The sequence below is a fragment of the Streptomyces sp. NPDC040610 genome (assembly GCF_055594065.1).
Window position 1 is genome coordinate 175,893 of the sequence record NZ_JBVIXA010000003.1, and the last position, 16,155, is coordinate 192,047.

A 16,155-nucleotide genomic window follows, 5' to 3' on the forward strand; every position below is an offset into this window, starting at 1 on the left:
GCGTTTGCGCCAGTGTGGAGGGAGAAGTCCCCAAGGGCCCTGTGCTCGGTGAACTCCGGGCGTACGCTTCGGACATGACCCGGGGTGACGGTTATGCCGAGCAGGCCGCTTCGGCGTACGGCCGGGCCGCGGCCGCGCGCCAGCGGGCCACGAACGCCGAGGAGGCCGCTCTTCGGCATGACGCCTGGGCGCTGGAACCGGGGCAGGACCTGCACAAGGAGACGGCTGCCGCGCTCCGCAAGAGCGCCGGCTGTCACCGCTCCTCGGCGGAGCTCCAGGAGGCGTTCGCCCGCCGGATGACCCGGTGGGCGCAGGGGCACGGTGCTGTCCGGCCACGGTTCATGACCGGCGTCGCCGAGGCCTGTGGCACCAGGAGCGCCGCGCTCACCCTGGTCGACTCGGGCAACAGCCAGCTCGCCGTCGCCGCGTCCAACGAACCGGCGCGCGCCGCACAGGAACTGGAGTTCATCCTCGGCGAAGGGCCGACCCGGGACGCCGTCGTCCACCGCGGCCCGGTGCTCGCCTCCGGGAGCTTGATCGAGGAGCGCTGGCCCTGCTACGGCCCCGCGCTCATCGCCCTCGGCATCCGCGAGGTCGCCGCCGTGCCGCTGGACACCTCGCTGCGCCGTCTCGGCGCCCTGGCGGTGTTCGACCCGCGCCCCGGGCTCATCGGCACCCGGGCCTTCGCCGAGATGGTGGAGGCGCTGACCCGCCTCGTGCTCCTCGACCCCGACGCCGACCCCGACCTGTACGGCGGTACCGATCACCGGGATGTGGTGCAGCAGGCCGCGGGGATGGTGTCCGTACACGTCGACTGCCATGTCGACGACGCGCTGGCGCTCATCAAGGCCCGCGCGTTCACTCTCGCCGTGCCTCTGGAGAGCCTTGCCCGAAGCATCGTGTCCGGTGAACTCAAACTCACCCCGGAAGGGCCGTCATGACGACGCCACGGCAACACCTGGCGGACATCTTCGTCGAACTGTCCGGCGGCAGCCCCGAGTTGCCCCTCGACTCGCCCGGGCTGCTGACCGCGCTCGCCGTCCGTAGCAGAGAACTCCTCGGCGTCCGTGCCTGCAGTGTGCTGGCCGGCGCGGGTGACAGCACCGACGCCGCCGAGGTCTACGCGTCCGAGGAACCGTCCCGCGAGCTGGTCCTGGACGCCCACGGCCGGCAGCAGGGGCCGGGACCGCAGTGCTGGTACACCGGCCGCCCCGTGCCGCGCACCGATCTGACGGGCCTGATCGCCCGGCAGCGCTGGCCGTACTACGTGCCCCGCGCGCTCGCCCTCGGCCACACCCATGTCGCGGCCCGTCCACTGCGCGGCCGGGAGCGGACCGTCGGCGCGCTCGTCCTGTTCGGCAACGACCGGGCGCCGGTCACCGACGAGGGGCTGCGGCTCGGCCAGTCGCTCGCCGACATCGTGGCCATCGCCGTCCTGCGGGAACGCGAGCTGAGCCTCAGCCGCACCCGCACCGACCAACTGGAACACGCCCTGACCAGCCGCCTCGCCATCGAACAGGCCAAGGGCATCCTCGCCGCCCGCAAGTCCCTGTCCATGGACGAGTCCTTCGCGATCCTCCGCGGCCACGCCCGCTCCCACCAGCGCAAGCTGGCGGAGGTGGCGCGGGAGGTGGTGGAGGGGCGGTTGGCGCTTTAGCCGTTCCGGTCGGCCGTTCCGGCGGGCGAGGACTCTGGCGGGCGAGGGCTCAAGGGCGTGGCTCGCCCCGGCGCGGCTCGGGCCCGGCCCCCCGTGTGGAGGGTCGGGCCCGGTGCTCGGCGTCGGTCAGGTGCGGTCCTCGCGGCCGTCGGCCTCGGCCTCCGCCTGCTTCGCCTGGACCTCCGGGTCCAGGGAGGCCTGGGCGCTGCCGTCGACCGAGGTCAGCGGGGTCCGGTCGGGGACCTCCGTGGCCGCGGGGGGTTCGACCAGCCACTCCGGGTTGGCCTGCTTGTCCCACCACTTCCACACCGCGACGGCACCGGCCGCGAGCACGCCGAGGACGGCCAGCCGCTTGGCGAGCCGTCCGGCGCGGGCACGGCGTTCGTTCTTGCGGGCCAGGTGCTCGATCTGCTCGGGCGAGACCTGCCCGCGCAGCGCGGCGAGCGCCGCGGCACCGCGGGAAGCGGCCTCATCGCGGACCGGCCCCGCCGCCGCCACGGCGTGCTCGACGTGGGGCCTTGAGAAGTCGGCGGCCTGGCGCGCGGCCCTGCGGGTGCGGGCCGCTGCCTCGTGCGCCGCGTGGTCGACCTTCGGCGGCACATGGCTGCGGGCCTGCTCCACGCGCGGTGCCACATGCGTGTCGAACTGGACGCGGGCCTGATCGGCTGCCGTGTGGGCGGCGTGCGACACCTTCGGCGCAAGGCGTGCCCGGGCCTCCTGCGCCAGGTGCGCGGCCTTGTCCTTGGCCTCGGCCGCCTTGTCCGCGTACGGGGCCACCGCGTCCGCGGCGTGCCGCACGCTCTCCTTCGCCGAGTCGGCCGCGGCGCGCACGCTGTCTTTGCGGGTCACGGGATCCTCCTCCTTGGTGGCGTTTAGGTATGTCACCTTTCCACCCTTTCCGGGATCATGCCTGCCGGATGGAACCGGGGCATGTGAGGGCGGGCATCCGGGTCATCGGCCGCTCCCCCGTGAACTCGACCCTTCGGTACGAGCGGAGCTTGTCGTCGACAATGCCACGGATCCCGGCGGCGCGCGCCCAGTCGGTGGCTACTCGTCCCAATCCGGTCCGTGCGAGGATCGGAGGGTCACAGAGGACAACGGAAGGCAGATCGTGGCCGAGCAGCTTTACGCCACCCTGAAGACCAACCAGGGCGACATCGAGATCCGGCTCCTGCCGAATCACGCGCCCAAGACGGTCAAGAACTTTGTTGAGCTCGCCCAGGGCGAGCGCGAGTGGGTGCACCCCGCGACCGGCAAGAAGTCGACGGACAAGCTGTACGACGGCACCGTCTTCCACCGGGTGATCAGCGGCTTCATGATCCAGGGCGGTGACCCGCTGGGCAACGGCACCGGCGGCCCGGGCTACGAGTTCGAGGACGAGTTCCACCCGGACCTGGCCTTCGACAAGCCCTACCTGCTCGCGATGGCCAACGCGGGCCCGGGCACCAACGGCTCGCAGTTCTTCGTCACGGTCTCGCCGACCGCGTGGCTGACGCGCAAGCACACCATCTTCGGCGAGGTCTCCAACGACGCCGGCAAGAAGGTCGTGGACGCCATCGCGGGCACCCAGACCAACCCGCGCACCGACCGCCCGGTCAACGACGTCGTGATCGAGTCCGTCGTCATCGAGACGCGCGAGGGCTGAGCGCCGACGCGAGCTCCGGGCGTGCCCGGAGCGGCGCACCCGTGAGGGAACCAAACCGCCCCGCCCATCCGTAGAGGAAGGGCGGGGCGGCGCGTTCGCCACGCCACCTTCGTACGGAGAATGAGGGGACCGCAATGGACCAGGCGCCAGGAAGCCCGCAGGAGCCGCGGGACGCGCAGGGCCCGCCGATGTGCTACCGGCATCCGGACCGGGAGACCGGCATCACCTGCACGCGCTGCGAGCGGCCGATCTGCCCGGAGTGCATGATCAGCGCCTCGGTCGGCTTCCAGTGCCCGGAGTGCGTCCGGGGCGGCTCGGGCACCGGGCACTCGCCCGCGGCGACCCAGCCGCGCACGCTCGCGGGGGGCACCATCGCCCAGGACCCCCGACTGCTCACGAAGATCATCCTGGCGATCAACCTGCTGGTGTTCGTCGCGGTCCGGGTGCGCGGGGACAGCCTGCTCAGCGATCTGGTGCTGATCGGCCAGTGGCCGCCGCACCCGTTCGTGCCGACGGAGGGCGTCGCGGACGGCCAGGCGTACCGCCTGGTCACGTCGATGTTCACGCACCAGGAGATCTGGCACATCGCGTTCAACATGCTGGGCCTGTGGTGGCTCGGCGGCCCCCTGGAGGCGGCGCTCGGCCGGGCCCGCTATCTGACGCTCTACCTGCTGTCCGGCCTCGGCGGCAGCGCCCTCACCTATCTCCTGGAGGACGCGAGCAAGGCCTCCCTCGGCGCCTCCGGCGCGATCTTCGGCCTGCTCGGCGCGACGGCGGTCCTGATGCGGCGCCTGAACTACGACATGCGCCCGGTCATCGCGCTCCTCGCGCTGAACCTGCTCTTCACCTTCACCTGGAGCGGCATCGCCTGGCAGGCCCACGTCGGCGGTCTGATCGCGGGTGTGGCCATCGCGTACGGCATGGTGCACGCCCCGCGCGAGCGGCGCGCCCTGGTGCAGTGGGGGACGTGCGCGGTGGTGTTCGCGGTGATCGTGGTGACCGTGGTGCTGCGGACGGCCCAGCTCAGCTGAGGTGCGGCGGCCGGTCCGTGCGCGAGGTGCGCGGACCGGCGCGCGCACCCGTGTTGTCCACAGTCTGTGCCCGATCTTGTGCACGAAGTGGGGAACGGGTGTTCCGCGCGTCACCGGTCCGGGTTTTCCCAGGCAGGACAAGGGGTGTGCGGGCCGGTGCGCGGCGGTGGGCCAGTCACACCGGCGTCAACCTTCTGAGAGTTATCCACAGATCTTCAGACCTTTCCCCAGGTCTGTGGATGGCGACGCTCGCGCTGTGGATAACTCAGGCCAGGGCTTGCGGACGGGCTCCGTTTCCGCTCTCGCGGCACACGTGTGCCCGCCCGCCGTGCCCTCAGCCGCGTGGAACCGTTACTTCCACTGCGTGGAGACGCCGAACCCGGCCGCGATGAAGCCGAAGCCGACAACGATGTTCCAGTTGCCCAGCGGGTCGATCGGCAGCTTTCCGTCCGTGACGTAGAAGACGACGATCCAGGCCAGGCCGATGAGGAACATGGCCAGCATCACCGGAGCCACCCAGCTCCGGCTGGTCAGCTTGATGTTCGTCGCCTTCTTCGACGCCGGCGGCGTGTAGTCGTCGTCCTTCTTGCGGATACGTGACTTCGGCACGAGGGTCTCTCCTGTCGATGCGCTGCGTGGCCGCGCAGGGAACGGGGTGTGACGCGGGGGCGGGTTCTTCGGCGCTACGGTGCGCGAAGTCCTCCCCCGGGCGTCCGTTAGCGTAGTGCTTCCGCGGCGGTGAAGGAGATAAGGGTACGTTGAGCAATTCTGCCGACTTCCCGGGAGGCACCGGTCGAGGCCGCCGCTGGCGCCCCGTACGGCTCCTCACGATCGCCGTCTTCGCCCTCGCCGGCCTGATCTTCGTCACCAGCTTCAACACCGCCAAGGGCACCAACATCCGTACGGACGCCTCCCTGTTGAAGCTCTCCGACCTCATCCAGGAGCGCAGCCGCGAGAACAAGGACCTGGAGGAGTCCAACGGCTCCCTGCGCGGCGACGTCGACTCCCTGGCCCAGCGCGACAGCCCCGGCACCAAGGCCGACGACGCCCGCCTGAAGGCCCTGGAGAAGAACGCGGGCACCCGCAAGCTCACCGGCGACGCCGTCACGGTCACCCTCACCGACGCCCCGCCGGACGCCACCGCCAAGCTCCCCGGCTACCCCGAGCCGCAGCCCAACGACCTGGTCATCCACCAGCAGGACCTGCAAGCCGTGGTGAACGCGCTGTGGCAGGGCGGCGCCGAGGGCATCAAGGTCATGGACCAGCGCCTGATCTCCACCAGCGCCGTGCGCTGCGTCGGCAACACCCTGATCCTCCAGGGCCGCGTCTACTCACCGCCGTACAAGGTCACGGCCGTCGGCGACCCCGACCGGCTCCGCAAGGCCCTGGCCGCCTCCCCGGAGATCCAGAACTACATGCTGTACGTCAACGCCTACGGCCTCGGCTGGAAAGTCGACGACGACGGGGCGGTGACTCTTCCCGGCTACTCGGGCACAGTGGATCTCCACTACGCGAAGCCTGTGGAGCAGTAGCCCCTGGGGGACCCCGTGCCGGTGCGAGTGATCGTCAGGACGTTCAGCGAACTGTGCATCACCATCGGGACCGTGATCGTGCTGTTCGTCGTGTACGTCCTGTTCTGGACCGGTGTGAAGGCCGACCGTGCGATGGACAGCCAGATCGACCAGTTGCAGGACCAGTGGGCGCGGCGACCGGTGGCCGCCCAGGGCTCGGGCAAGGACGCGGACGCCGCGCCGCCGGAGCCCGCCGCGTACCGGGACGGCAAGCCCTTCGCCGTGATGTACATCCCGCGCTTCGGTTTCACGTGGAACAAGCCCGTGCTCCAGGGCACCGCCACCGGCACCCTCAAGAAGGGCCTCGGCCACTACGCGCGCACCGCCCAGCTCGGCCAGAAGGGCAACTTCGCCGTCGCCGGACACCGCCGCACCTACGGCGACCCCTTCAAGGACTTCCCCGAGCTGCGCCCCGGCGACGCCGTCGTCCTGACCGACGGGACGACCTGGTTCACGTACCGCATCGACAGGAAGCCGTACCGCACACTGCCCGCCGACATCGGTGTCATCGACGCCGTCCCGCGCAAATCCGGCTACCGCGAGCCCGGCCGCTATCTCACCCTCACCACCTGTGAACCCGAGTGGGGCCACAGCCACCGCCTGATCGCCTGGGCCCACCTCGATGCCACCCAGCCCGTGGAGGCCGGGAAACCCGAGGCACTGCGCCGTTAGTCTGGTGCCGAACGGCGACGCCTGGTGGCGCCCGACGACGGAAGGGACGGCATGTACGGCTGGATCTGGCGGCATCTGCCCGGGAACGCTTGGGTGAAGGCGCTGCTCTCGCTGCTGCTCGTCCTCGCCGTCGTCTATGTGCTGTTCCAGTACGTCTTCCCCTGGGCGGAGCCGCTGCTGCCCTTCAACGATGTGACGGTGGACGGCCAATGAGCGCCCGCATTCTTGTCGTCGACAACTACGACAGCTTCGTCTTCAACCTGGTCCAGTACCTGTACCAGCTCGGCGCCGAGTGCGAGGTCCTTCGCAACGACGAGGTCGAGCTGCGGCACGCCCAGGACGGCTTCGACGGCGTCCTGCTCTCGCCGGGACCCGGCACGCCCGAGCAGGCGGGCGTCTGCGTGGAGATGGTGCGCCACTGCGCCGCGACCGGCGTGCCCGTCTTCGGCGTCTGCCTCGGCATGCAGTCCATGGCGGTGGCGTACGGGGGTGTGGTGGACCGGGCCCCTGAGCTTCTGCACGGCAAGACCTCGCCGGTCACGCACGAGGGCAAGGGCGTCTTCGCGGGCCTGCCGTCCCCCTTCATCGCCACCCGCTACCACTCGCTGGCCGCCGAGCCCGCCGCCGTCCCGGCCGAGCTCGAAGTGACCGCCCGCACGGCCGACGGCATCATCATGGGCCTGCGCCACCGCGAACTGCCCGTCGAGGGCGTCCAGTTCCACCCCGAGTCCGTCCTCACCGAACACGGCCACCTCATGCTCGCCAACTGGCTGGTGGAGTGCGGCGACGCGGGGGCGGTGGGGCGGTCGAGCGGGCTTGCGCCGGTGGTGGGCAGGGCCACGGCGTGACCGTGCCCGGTGGCCCCGACGCCGCCGCGCCGGGGGAGCATCCGTCGCCGTGGTTCCGGAGCGGGGCGGGGGCGGCTGAGGGGCAGGTGGGGCCCGAGGTGCCCGCGGTGCCCGAGGTGCCCTCGGGGGAGGCGCTGGGGGAGGCTCTGGGGGACGCGGAGGTGCCGCCCGAGCCGTACCCGGCGGCGTACGACCCTCCCCGTGACGACGAGACCATCGGGCTGCGGACGGCGGACACGCGCCGAATAGTCGGCGAGGCCGGGGTGGCGCCGCCCACGGGTGGGCGTGCGGCCCGCCGCAAGGCCGCCAAGCACAAGGGGCGTCGGGGCGCGAAGCCCCCGGCCACCCCGCCCGCCACGCCCCCCGCCGAAGCGGAGCGCCCCCTCACCCGGGTCGAGGCCCGCCGCGCCGCCCGTGCCGCGAAGCCGGGTCCCGCCACCGTCGCCAGCCGCGCCATCGGCGAACTCTTCATCACCATCGGCGTCCTGATGCTCCTCTTCGTCACGTACCAGCTGTGGTGGACGAACATAAGGGCCCAGCAGCAGGCCGACGCGGCCGCCCGCAAGCTTCAGGAGGACTGGGCGAAGGGCAAGGGCAAGCCGGGGGCCTTCGAACCCGGCCAGGGCTTCGCGCTCCTGCACATCCCGAAGCTGGACGTCGTCACACCGGTCGCCGAGGGCATCGACAAGCACAAGGTCCTCGACCGGGGGATGGTCGGCCACTACAACAAGGGCGGCACCAAGACCCCGATGCCGGACGCGAACCCCGGCAACTTCGCGCTCGCCGGTCACCGCAATACGCACGGCGAGCCGTTCCGGTACATCAACCGGCTCAAACCGGGCGATCCGATCGTCGTCGAGACGCAGGACAAGTACTACGTCTACAAGATGGCGAGCATCCTGCCGCAGACGAGCCCCGGCAACACGGCCGTCCTCGATCCGGTGCCGCCCGGCTCCGGCTTCACGAAACCGGGCCGCTACATCACACTGACCACCTGCACCCCCGAGTTCACGAGTAAGTACCGAATGATCGTGTGGGGCAAGATGGTCGAAGACCGGCCACGCGACAAGGGCAAGCCACCCGCGTTGGTCGACTAGCAGCTGAGACGGACGGGGCAGACGCAGTGGCAGCCACCACCGAAGAGGACGAGCAGGGCCGGACCGAGGAGTCCGCGCCGACGCCCGCGCCGCGGCAGCGCGGCCGTGGCCGGATCGCGACGGCGGTCAGCGTCTTCGGCGAACTCCTCATCACCGCGGGCGTGATCCTCGGCCTGTTCGTCGCCTACTCGCTGTGGTGGACCAACGTCATAGCGGACCGCGAGGCCAAGAAGCAGGGGAACCGCGTCCGCGACCACTGGGAGGCCAAGGGCCCCGGCGCCATCGACACCAAGGACGGCATCGGCTTCCTGCACGTGCCCTCGATGAGCGGCGGCGAAATCCTCGTCACCAAGGGCACCAACCCCAAGACCCTCAACCACGGCGTCGCCGGCTACTACACGGCCCCCATCAAGTCCGCCCTGCCCGAGGACGAGAAGGGCAACTTCACCCTGGCCGCCCACCGCGACGGCCACGGCGCGAAGTTCCACAAGATCGACAAGATCGACGAGGGCGACCCGATCGTCTTCGAGTCCCGCGACAAGTGGTACGTCTACAAGGTCTACAAAACCCTCCCCGAGACCTCGAAGTACAACGTCCGCGTCCTCGACCCGATCCCGAAGGAGTCGGGCGCGAAGAAGCCCGACCGCTACATCACGCTCACCACCTGCACCCCCGTCTTCACGTCGAACTACCGGTACGTGGTGTGGGGGAAGCTGGAGCGGATCGAGAAGGTCGACAACAAGCGGACGCCGCCGCGGGAGCTGAGCTAGCCGCTGAGCCGTTGAGCTGTACCAGGACGCGAGCCCGTTGAGCTGTCCCAGGACGCGAGCCCGGAGCACGGACGAGGGCCCGGCACCTTCTGGTGCCGGGCCCTCGTCCGTGTCCGCTGTACCGCCGGAGGCGTCAGTCCCGCCCGTGGCGGCCGAAGCCGGTGGCGCCCTCGATGAAGCTGCCGCCACCGTTGTCGCCGCCGCCCTGGTCGCCGCCGCCCGGGCCGCCGGAGCCGCCGGTGGTCACCAGGTTGATCGCCGTGCCGGACGGGACCTTCTGGCCGCCGGTCGGCGTGGAGAGGACCACACGGGCGTCGTCGTCCTGCGGGCCCGTGATGGTGCCCACGGTGAGGTCGGCGTCCTCGATGGCGTCACGGGCGTCCGAGAGGGTCTGGCCGCCGACCGCCGGGACGGTGGCCTCCTCCGGCTCTTCCTCGGCCTTCTTCTTGGCGACCTGGACGGTCACCGTGGAGCCGGCGACGACCTGGGTGCCGGACGCGGGCGAGGTCTGGATGACCTTGCCCTCCTCGACGCTGTCGCTCTCGACGTCCGAGCGGACCGGCTTCAGACCGTTGTCCTCGAGCTGCTTCTTCGCGGCTTCCCAGGTCTGACCGGAGACGTCCGGCACAGGGGTCTTCTGCTGCTCCTTGGCGACGGTCAGCGTGATCGTGCTGCCCTTCTGCCGCTCCGTGCCGGAGGTCGGGTCCTGCTCCAGGACCTCGCCCTCGGTCTCGCTGGAGATCCGCTGCTTGCGCTCCACGCGGAACCCGTACTTGCTGCCTTCGAGCTTCTCGGTCGCCTCGTCGATGTCCATGCCGATGACGCTCGGCACCGCCACCTTCGGCGCCCCGGTCGACACGATCACATTGATCGTGTCGCCCTTCTCGGCCTTGGCGTCCGCACCGGGGTCCTGCGAGCAGATCTCCCCCTTGGGGTACTTCTCGCACGGCTTGCGCTCGGAGATCTTGATCGTCAGGTCGACGTTCTTCGCGGAGGTCTGGGCCTTGCTCACCTTCTCGCCGATGAAGTTGGGCACCGTGACGCTGTCGTTGTTGCTGCTGCCCCCGCTGAACGCCCACTTCCCGATGAGGATCGCCCCCACCAGGACGAGCACGCCCGCGGCGATCAGCAGGATCGTCGACGTGTTGCTCTTCTTCTGGCCCCGGCCGCGCCGCGACCCGTCGTCGTAGCCGTCGTCCGGGTTGACCGGCGGCATCATGGACGTCTGGCCGTGGCCCGCGCCGTTCTGCGGGCGGAGCATGGCCGTGGCCTGGTCGTCCGGGTGACCGCCGTAGCCGACGGCGCCCATGGCAGCGGTGGCCGCGACGGGCTGGCCGTCGAGGCAGGCCTCGATGTCGGCGCGCATCTCGTCGGCCGACTGGTAGCGGTAGTCCGGGTCCTTGGTGAGCGCCTTCAGGACGATTGCGTCCATCTCGGGCGTGATCTCGCCGTCGAAGACGCTGGGGGCCTGCGGCTCTTCCCGTACGTGCTGGTAGGCGACCGCGACCGGCGAGTCGCCGACGAACGGCGGGCGGACGGTCAGCAGCTCGTACAGCAGACAGCCCGTCGAGTACAGGTCGGAGCGCGCGTCGACCTGCTCGCCCTTGGCCTGCTCCGGGGAGAGGTACTGTGCGGTGCCGATGACGGCGGCCGTCTGCGTCATCGTCATGCCGGACTCGCCCATCGCCCGGGCGATGCCGAAGTCCATGACCTTGACCTGGCCGTTGCGCGTCAGCATGACGTTCGCGGGCTTGATGTCGCGGTGGACGATCTGGTTGCGGTGCGAGTACTCCAGGGCCTGGAGGATGCCGATCGTCATCTCCATGGCGCGCTCGGGCAGCAGCTTGCGCCCGGAGTGCAGCAGCTCGCGCAGCGTGGAGCCGTCGACGTACTCCATCACGATGTACGGGATGGAGACCCCGTCGACGTAGTCCTCGCCGGTGTCGTAGACCGCGACGATCGCCGGGTGGTTGAGCGAGGCGGCCGACTGGGCCTCACGGCGGAACCGGGCCTGGAACGACGGGTCGCGGGCGAGGTCGACTCGCAGCGTCTTCACCGCCACGGTGCGGCCGAGGCGGGTGTCGTGCGCGAGGTAGACCTCCGCCATCCCGCCGCGGCCGAGCACCTGGCCCAGCTCATACCGGCCGCCGAGGCGACGCGGCTCTTCCATAGCTATTCCCAGCCCTCTCCGTCGGTCCCGACCGCACCGTGTTGCGCGGTCCGGCGGTGTGCTGTCCGGGCATACCGTACCCGGCTCGCCTGACGTGACCCGGCCGCAACCGTCACCCGATACAGGACCGGTATCGCAACGTGCACCGATGTGGAGGGGTCGTGACAGGGGTCACTTCTTGCTGTCGATGACCGCCTTCATCACGTCCCTCGCGATCGGCGCCGCGAGCCCACCGCCGGAGATGTCGCCACGGCTGGCGTCACTGTCCTCGACGACCACGGCCACGGCGACCGGGGAGCCCGAGTCGGTCTTGGCGTAGCTGATGAACCAGGCGTACGGGTTCTTGCTGTTGTTCAGACCGTGCTGAGCGGTGCCGGTCTTGCCGCCCACTGTGACGCCCGGGATCTTGGCCTTGGTTCCCGTGCCCTCGTTCACCACGGTCTGCATCATGTCCTGGAGCTTCTGCGCGTTCTCCTTGGACAGCGGCTCGCTCATCTCCTTGGGCGAGTGCTTCTCGATCACGTCGAGGTTCGGCGCCTGGAGCTCCTTGACCATGTACGGCTCCATCAGGGTGCCGTCGTTGGCGATCGCCGAGGTGACCATGGCCATCTGCAGCGGCGTCGTCGCGGTCTCGAACTGGCCGATGGAGGACAGCGCGGTCTGCGGCTTGTCCATCTCCTTGGGGAAGACGGAGGCGTTCGAGCGGACCGGGACGAACTGCTCCTCGTTGAAGCCGAACTTCTCGGCCGTCTCCAGCATCTTGTCCTTGCCGAGGTCCGAGCCGATCTTGCCGAAGACCGTGTTGCAGGACACCCGCAGCGCCTCGCGCAGCGTGGCGTTCTTGCAGGGGATGTTGCCCTCGTTCTTCAGCTCGGTGGTGGTGTTCGGCATCGTCCAGGGCAGCGGCGACTTCGTCTTCTCGTCTATCTCCGTGTACAGGCCGTGCTCCATCGCCGCCGCGGCCGTGACCACCTTGAAGGTGGAGCCGGGCGGGTAGGTCTCGCGCAGCGCGCGGTTCAGCATCGGCTTGTCGGAGTCCTTGTCGAGCTTCCCGAAGGTCTCCGCCTCGGCGTTGGTGTTGCCGGCGAACTTCGAGGGGTCGTACGAGGGCGTCGAGGCCAGCGCGAGGATCGCGCCGGTCGAGGGGTCTATGGCGGCGACCGCGCCCTTGCCACGGCCCTTCAGACCTTCGTACGCGGCCTTCTGCGCGTCCCGGTTGAGCGTCGTGACGACGTTGCCGCCCTCCTTCTTCTTGCCGGTCAGCATGTCGAGGCTGCGGCGGAAGAAGAGCCGGTCGTCGTTGCCGGTGAGGATGCGGTCCTCGATGGACTCGATCTGGGTGGCGCCGATGCGCTGCGAGGCGAAGCCGGTCACGGGCGACCACATGGGCCCGTTCTTGTAGGTCCGCTTGTACTTGAAGTCGTCGCCGTCGACCTTCTGCGAGCCGGTGATGGCCTTGCCGTCGACGATGATGTCGCCGCGCGGCTGGGCGTACCGCTCGATGGGCACGCGGCGGTTCATCTCGTGCTCGGCGAGGTGGTCGGCCTTGACGTACTGGAGCCAGTTGTCGCGGACGAGCAGCGCGAGGACGAGCAGGCCGCAGAAGATCGCGATGCGGCGCAGAGGCTTGTTCACGGCCGTACCACCTGGGTCATCTCGGCGTCGGGGTTCGGGGCGGGCGACGGGGCCGGGCGGCGCGCGGTGTCGCTGATGCGCAGCAGGATGCCCACAAGGGCCCAGTTCGCGATCACCGAGGAACCGCCGTACGCGATGAACGGCATCGTCATACCCGTCAGCGGGATCAGGCCCATGACGCCGCCCGCGACGACGAAGACCTGGATGGCGAAGGCGCCGGACAGGCCGACCGCGAGCAGCTTGCCGAACGGGTCGCGGGCCGCGAGCGCCGTGCGCACACCGCGCTCCACGATCAGGCCGTAGATCAGCAGGACGGCCATGATCCCGGCCAGGCCCAGCTCCTCGCCGTACGTGGCGAGGATGAAGTCGGAGTTGGCGGCGAAGCCGATGAGGTCGGAGTGGCCCTGGCCGAGGCCGCTGCCGAGCACGCCGCCGGAGCCGAACGCCATCAGCGACTGGGCGATCTGGTCCGTGCCGGTCTCCGCGATCACGGTCTTGCTGAACGGGTCCAGCCAGGCGTCCACACGCACCTGCACGTGCGGCTCGAAGGACGCCACACCGACGGCGCCGACGGCGGACATCAGCAGACCGAACACGATCCAGCTGGTGCGCTCCGTGGCCACGTACAGCATCACGACGAACATGCCGAAGAACAGCAGCGACGTACCGAGGTCGGTCTCGAAGACCAGGATCAGGATCGACATCGCCCAGACGACCAGGATCGGACCGAGGTCGCGGCCACGGGGCAGGTACAGGCCCATGAAGCGGCGGCTGGCGAGGGCGAGGGCGTCCCGCTTGACCATCAGATAGCCCGCGAAGAACACCGCGATGACGATCTTCGCGAACTCACCGGGCTGGATCGAGAACCCGCCGACGCGGATCCAGATCTTCGCGCCGAAGACGTTCATGCCGAGGCCGGGCACCAGCGGAAGCAGGAGCAGCAGGATCGCGGCGACCATGGAGATGTACGTGTACCGCTGCAGGACGCGGTGGTCCTTGAGCAGCAGCAGTACGCCGACGAACAGCGCGATGCCGACCGCGGAGTAGAGCAGCTGGTTGGGCGCGGCCTCGGAGAAGTTGGGCCGCTGCTGGAGCTTCTCCGACTGGTCGAGCCGCCAGATGACCACCAGGCCGAGGCCGTTGAGCAGCGTCGCCAGGGGCAGCAGCAGCGGGTCCGCGTACGGCGCGAACTTGCGCACGACGAGGTGCGCGACGCCCGCGAGCAGGCCGAGGCCCAGGCCGTAGCCGAGCATGCCGGGCGGCAGCTCGCCGGAGATGGCGAGGCCCACGTTCATGTAGGCGAACAGCGGGATGACGACGGCGAACACCAGGAGCGCGAGCTCGGTGTTGCGCCGGCTCGGCGCACCGATGGCGCCGATCGTCGACGTTTGTGTAGTGCTACTGCTCATGGCGTGCAAGGGCCCCCAACGGCTGCTTACTGCTTACCGCACTGCGGGACCAGATCCTTCTCCTGCTGGGAGAGGCTGGGGCCGGGTGTGGGAGTCGGTGCGGTGGTGGACTTGGACTTGTCGTCCTTGGTGCCCGGGTCGTCCGCCGCGCGGAAGCTCGCGTTGCGGAAGTCGGGCTTGGAGGTGTCGGCCGGGTCGGGCGAGCCGTCCTGGCCGCCCGCCTCGCCTTCACCGGGCTTGGTGTTGTCGTTCTTCTCGCGCTCGCGCTCGCGCTTCTCGCGGTTCTCCCGCTCGATGGCGCGCCGCTCGGCGTCCTTCTTGCACGCCGACGCCTGCAGGCCGAGCTCGCCGATCTTCTTCTCGGCGTCGTCGAGGTTGCCCTCCTGGATCGTGGACTCGACCTGCTTGCGCTGGTACGGCGGCAGGTACTTGAGTTCGATCTCGGGGTGGTCCTTCTCGACCTTCGACAGGCTCACCCAGGCGAGGTCCTGGTCGATGCCCCGGTAGAGCGCGACGTGCTCGTCCTTGGTGCCGACGTAGTACTGCGTCTGGGTCCAGCGATAGCCGCCGTACAGGCCGCCGCCGACGACGGCGAGGGCCAGCGCGATGTACAGCGATCTCTTCAGCCACTTGCGGCCGCCGCCGGGCTTCACCAGGTCCTCGTCGCCGTACGCCCCGAAGGAGCCGCCCTCGGGGGCGTACCCGGGGGTGCCGTCGCCGCTTCCGGGCGGGCCGAAGCCGCCTCCGGAGGGGCTGGGCGGGGTCTGGCGGCCGAGGCCGGAGGCGCGGCCCGCGGGCGTCTGCATGGCGCCGTCGTCGTTCGCCTGGAGCTGGTTCTCGGCGACCGCGCCGACCACCACGGGGGTGTCGGACAGCTGGCCCGCGAGGGTGTCGCCGGTGTCGATGTCCAGGACGTCGGCGACGATCACCGTGATGTTGTCGGGGCCGCCGCCGCGCAGCGCGAGCTGGATCAGCTCCTGCACGGTCTCCTGGGGGCCCTGGTAGCTGGCGAGGGTGTCCTCCATCGTCTGGTGGGACACGACGCCGGAGAGGCCGTCGGAGCAGATCAAGTACCGGTCGCCCGCGCGGACTTCACGGATCGACAGATCCGGCTCCACGTGGTCGCCGCTGCCGAGCGCGCGCATCAGGAGCGAGCGCTGCGGATGCGTCGTCGCCTCCTCCTCGGTGATGCGGCCCTCGTCGACGAGCCGCTGCACCCAGGTGTGGTCCTGCGTGATCTGCGTGAGCACGCCGTCGCGCAGCAGGTACGCGCGCGAGTCGCCGACGTGCACGAGGCCGAGCCGCTGACCGGTCCACAGCAGGGCGGTCAGGGTGGTGCCCATGCCCTCGAGCTGCGGGTCCTCCTCGACCATCAGCCGCAGCTGGTCGTTGGCCCGCTGCACGGCCGTGCCGAGCGACGTGAGGATGTCGGAGCCGGGGACGTCGTCGTCGAGCGTGACGAGCGTCGAGATCACCTCGGAGCTGGCGACCTCGCCCGCGGCCTGGCCCCCCATGCCGTCGGCGATGGCGAGGAGACGCGGACCCGCGTAGCCGGAGTCCTCGTTCCCCTCCCGGATCATGCCTTTGTGCGATCCGGCGGCGAAGCGCAGTGACAGACTCATGCGCACCTCGCCCGTCGGCTCCGGGTAC

16 protein-coding genes are annotated in these 16,155 nt (G+C 70.1%); 10 read left to right on the forward strand and 6 right to left on the reverse strand.

Going from position 1 to position 16,155, the window contains the following annotated elements; translation table 11 throughout:
• The first annotated feature begins 74 nt into the window (after positions 1–74).
• A complete protein-coding gene (locus ACZ6AA_RS13425; RefSeq protein ID WP_468481550.1) occupies positions 75–941 on the forward strand; it encodes a GAF domain-containing protein in 867 nt (288 codons plus the stop codon).
• Positions 938–1,657: an ANTAR domain-containing protein gene (locus tag ACZ6AA_RS13430; protein ID WP_468481551.1), complete on the forward strand. Its 720-nt coding sequence runs from the start codon at positions 938–940 to the stop codon at positions 1,655–1,657. The genes ACZ6AA_RS13425 and ACZ6AA_RS13430 overlap by 4 nt, the downstream gene beginning before the upstream one ends.
• Before the next feature lie 126 nt (positions 1,658–1,783).
• On the opposite strand, the gene ACZ6AA_RS13435 is transcribed toward ACZ6AA_RS13430, so the two are convergent.
• Positions 1,784–2,506 (reverse strand): DUF5324 family protein, encoded by a 723-nt coding sequence (locus tag ACZ6AA_RS13435; protein WP_468453985.1) that lies wholly within the window; start codon positions 2,504–2,506, stop codon positions 1,784–1,786.
• A gap of 262 nt (positions 2,507–2,768) precedes the next feature.
• Between ACZ6AA_RS13435 and ACZ6AA_RS13440 the strand changes: the two genes are divergently transcribed.
• Together ACZ6AA_RS13440 and ACZ6AA_RS13445 are read left to right on the forward strand one after the other, a co-directional pair.
• Positions 2,769–3,302 carry a peptidylprolyl isomerase gene (locus tag ACZ6AA_RS13440; protein WP_468453987.1) on the forward strand — a complete coding sequence of 178 codons (534 nt, stop codon included), beginning with the start codon at positions 2,769–2,771 and terminating at the stop codon, positions 3,300–3,302.
• A gap of 134 nt (positions 3,303–3,436) precedes the next feature.
• Positions 3,437–4,333: a rhomboid family intramembrane serine protease gene (locus tag ACZ6AA_RS13445; RefSeq protein WP_468453989.1), complete on the forward strand. Its 897-nt coding sequence runs from the start codon at positions 3,437–3,439 to the stop codon at positions 4,331–4,333.
• 351 nt (positions 4,334–4,684) lie between these two features.
• Here the strand turns inward: ACZ6AA_RS13445 and crgA are convergent, their stop codons facing one another.
• Complete coding sequence (gene crgA, locus ACZ6AA_RS13450; RefSeq protein ID WP_468453991.1) at positions 4,685–4,942, reverse strand: cell division protein CrgA; 258 nt, start codon at positions 4,940–4,942, stop codon at positions 4,685–4,687.
• A 149-nt stretch (positions 4,943–5,091) separates the two neighbouring features.
• On the opposite strand from crgA, the gene ACZ6AA_RS13455 reads away from it, so the two are divergent.
• Genes ACZ6AA_RS13455 through ACZ6AA_RS13480 form a run of 6 tightly spaced genes read left to right on the forward strand, consistent with a single transcriptional unit; the run spans position 5,092 to position 9,291 of the window.
• Complete coding sequence (locus ACZ6AA_RS13455; protein ID WP_468453993.1) at positions 5,092–5,865, forward strand: DUF881 domain-containing protein; 774 nt, start codon at positions 5,092–5,094, stop codon at positions 5,863–5,865.
• A 21-nt stretch (positions 5,866–5,886) separates the two neighbouring features.
• Positions 5,887–6,576: a class E sortase gene (locus ACZ6AA_RS13460; protein WP_468454311.1), complete on the forward strand. Its 690-nt coding sequence runs from the start codon at positions 5,887–5,889 to the stop codon at positions 6,574–6,576.
• Positions 6,577–6,600: 24 nt separating this feature from the next.
• A complete protein-coding gene (locus ACZ6AA_RS13465) occupies positions 6,601–6,789 on the forward strand; it encodes a hypothetical protein (protein ID WP_469007229.1) in 189 nt (62 codons plus the stop codon).
• A complete protein-coding gene (locus ACZ6AA_RS13470) occupies positions 6,786–7,424 on the forward strand; it encodes an aminodeoxychorismate/anthranilate synthase component II (RefSeq protein WP_468481552.1) in 639 nt (212 codons plus the stop codon). Before ACZ6AA_RS13465 ends, ACZ6AA_RS13470 begins: the two co-directional genes overlap by 4 nt.
• Positions 7,421–8,521, forward strand: coding sequence for a class E sortase (locus tag ACZ6AA_RS13475; protein WP_471458014.1), 1,101 nt, complete (start codon positions 7,421–7,423; stop codon positions 8,519–8,521). The genes ACZ6AA_RS13470 and ACZ6AA_RS13475 overlap by 4 nt, the downstream gene beginning before the upstream one ends.
• Before the next feature lie 26 nt (positions 8,522–8,547).
• Complete coding sequence (locus ACZ6AA_RS13480; RefSeq protein WP_471458016.1) at positions 8,548–9,291, forward strand: class E sortase; 744 nt, start codon at positions 8,548–8,550, stop codon at positions 9,289–9,291.
• A 133-nt stretch (positions 9,292–9,424) separates the two neighbouring features.
• Here ACZ6AA_RS13480 and pknB read toward each other — a convergent pair whose 3' ends face one another.
• The 4 genes from pknB to ACZ6AA_RS13500 all read right to left on the reverse strand — a co-directional run bounded on the left by pknB (position 9,425) and on the right by ACZ6AA_RS13500 (position 16,127).
• A complete protein-coding gene (gene pknB, locus ACZ6AA_RS13485) occupies positions 9,425–11,461 on the reverse strand; it encodes a Stk1 family PASTA domain-containing Ser/Thr kinase (RefSeq protein ID WP_471458018.1) in 2,037 nt (678 codons plus the stop codon).
• A gap of 171 nt (positions 11,462–11,632) precedes the next feature.
• Entirely contained in the window at positions 11,633–13,096 is a 1,464-nt protein-coding gene (locus tag ACZ6AA_RS13490) for a peptidoglycan D,D-transpeptidase FtsI family protein (RefSeq protein WP_468481556.1), read from the reverse strand.
• On the reverse strand, positions 13,093–14,505 hold the full coding sequence (locus tag ACZ6AA_RS13495) for an FtsW/RodA/SpoVE family cell cycle protein (protein WP_468454005.1): 1,413 nt from the start codon (positions 14,503–14,505) through the stop codon (positions 13,093–13,095). The genes ACZ6AA_RS13490 and ACZ6AA_RS13495 overlap by 4 nt, the downstream gene beginning before the upstream one ends.
• Before the next feature lie 26 nt (positions 14,506–14,531).
• Positions 14,532–16,127 carry a Stp1/IreP family PP2C-type Ser/Thr phosphatase gene (locus tag ACZ6AA_RS13500; protein ID WP_468454007.1) on the reverse strand — a complete coding sequence of 532 codons (1,596 nt, stop codon included), beginning with the start codon at positions 16,125–16,127 and terminating at the stop codon, positions 14,532–14,534.
• Positions 16,128–16,155: the final 28 nt, after the last annotated feature.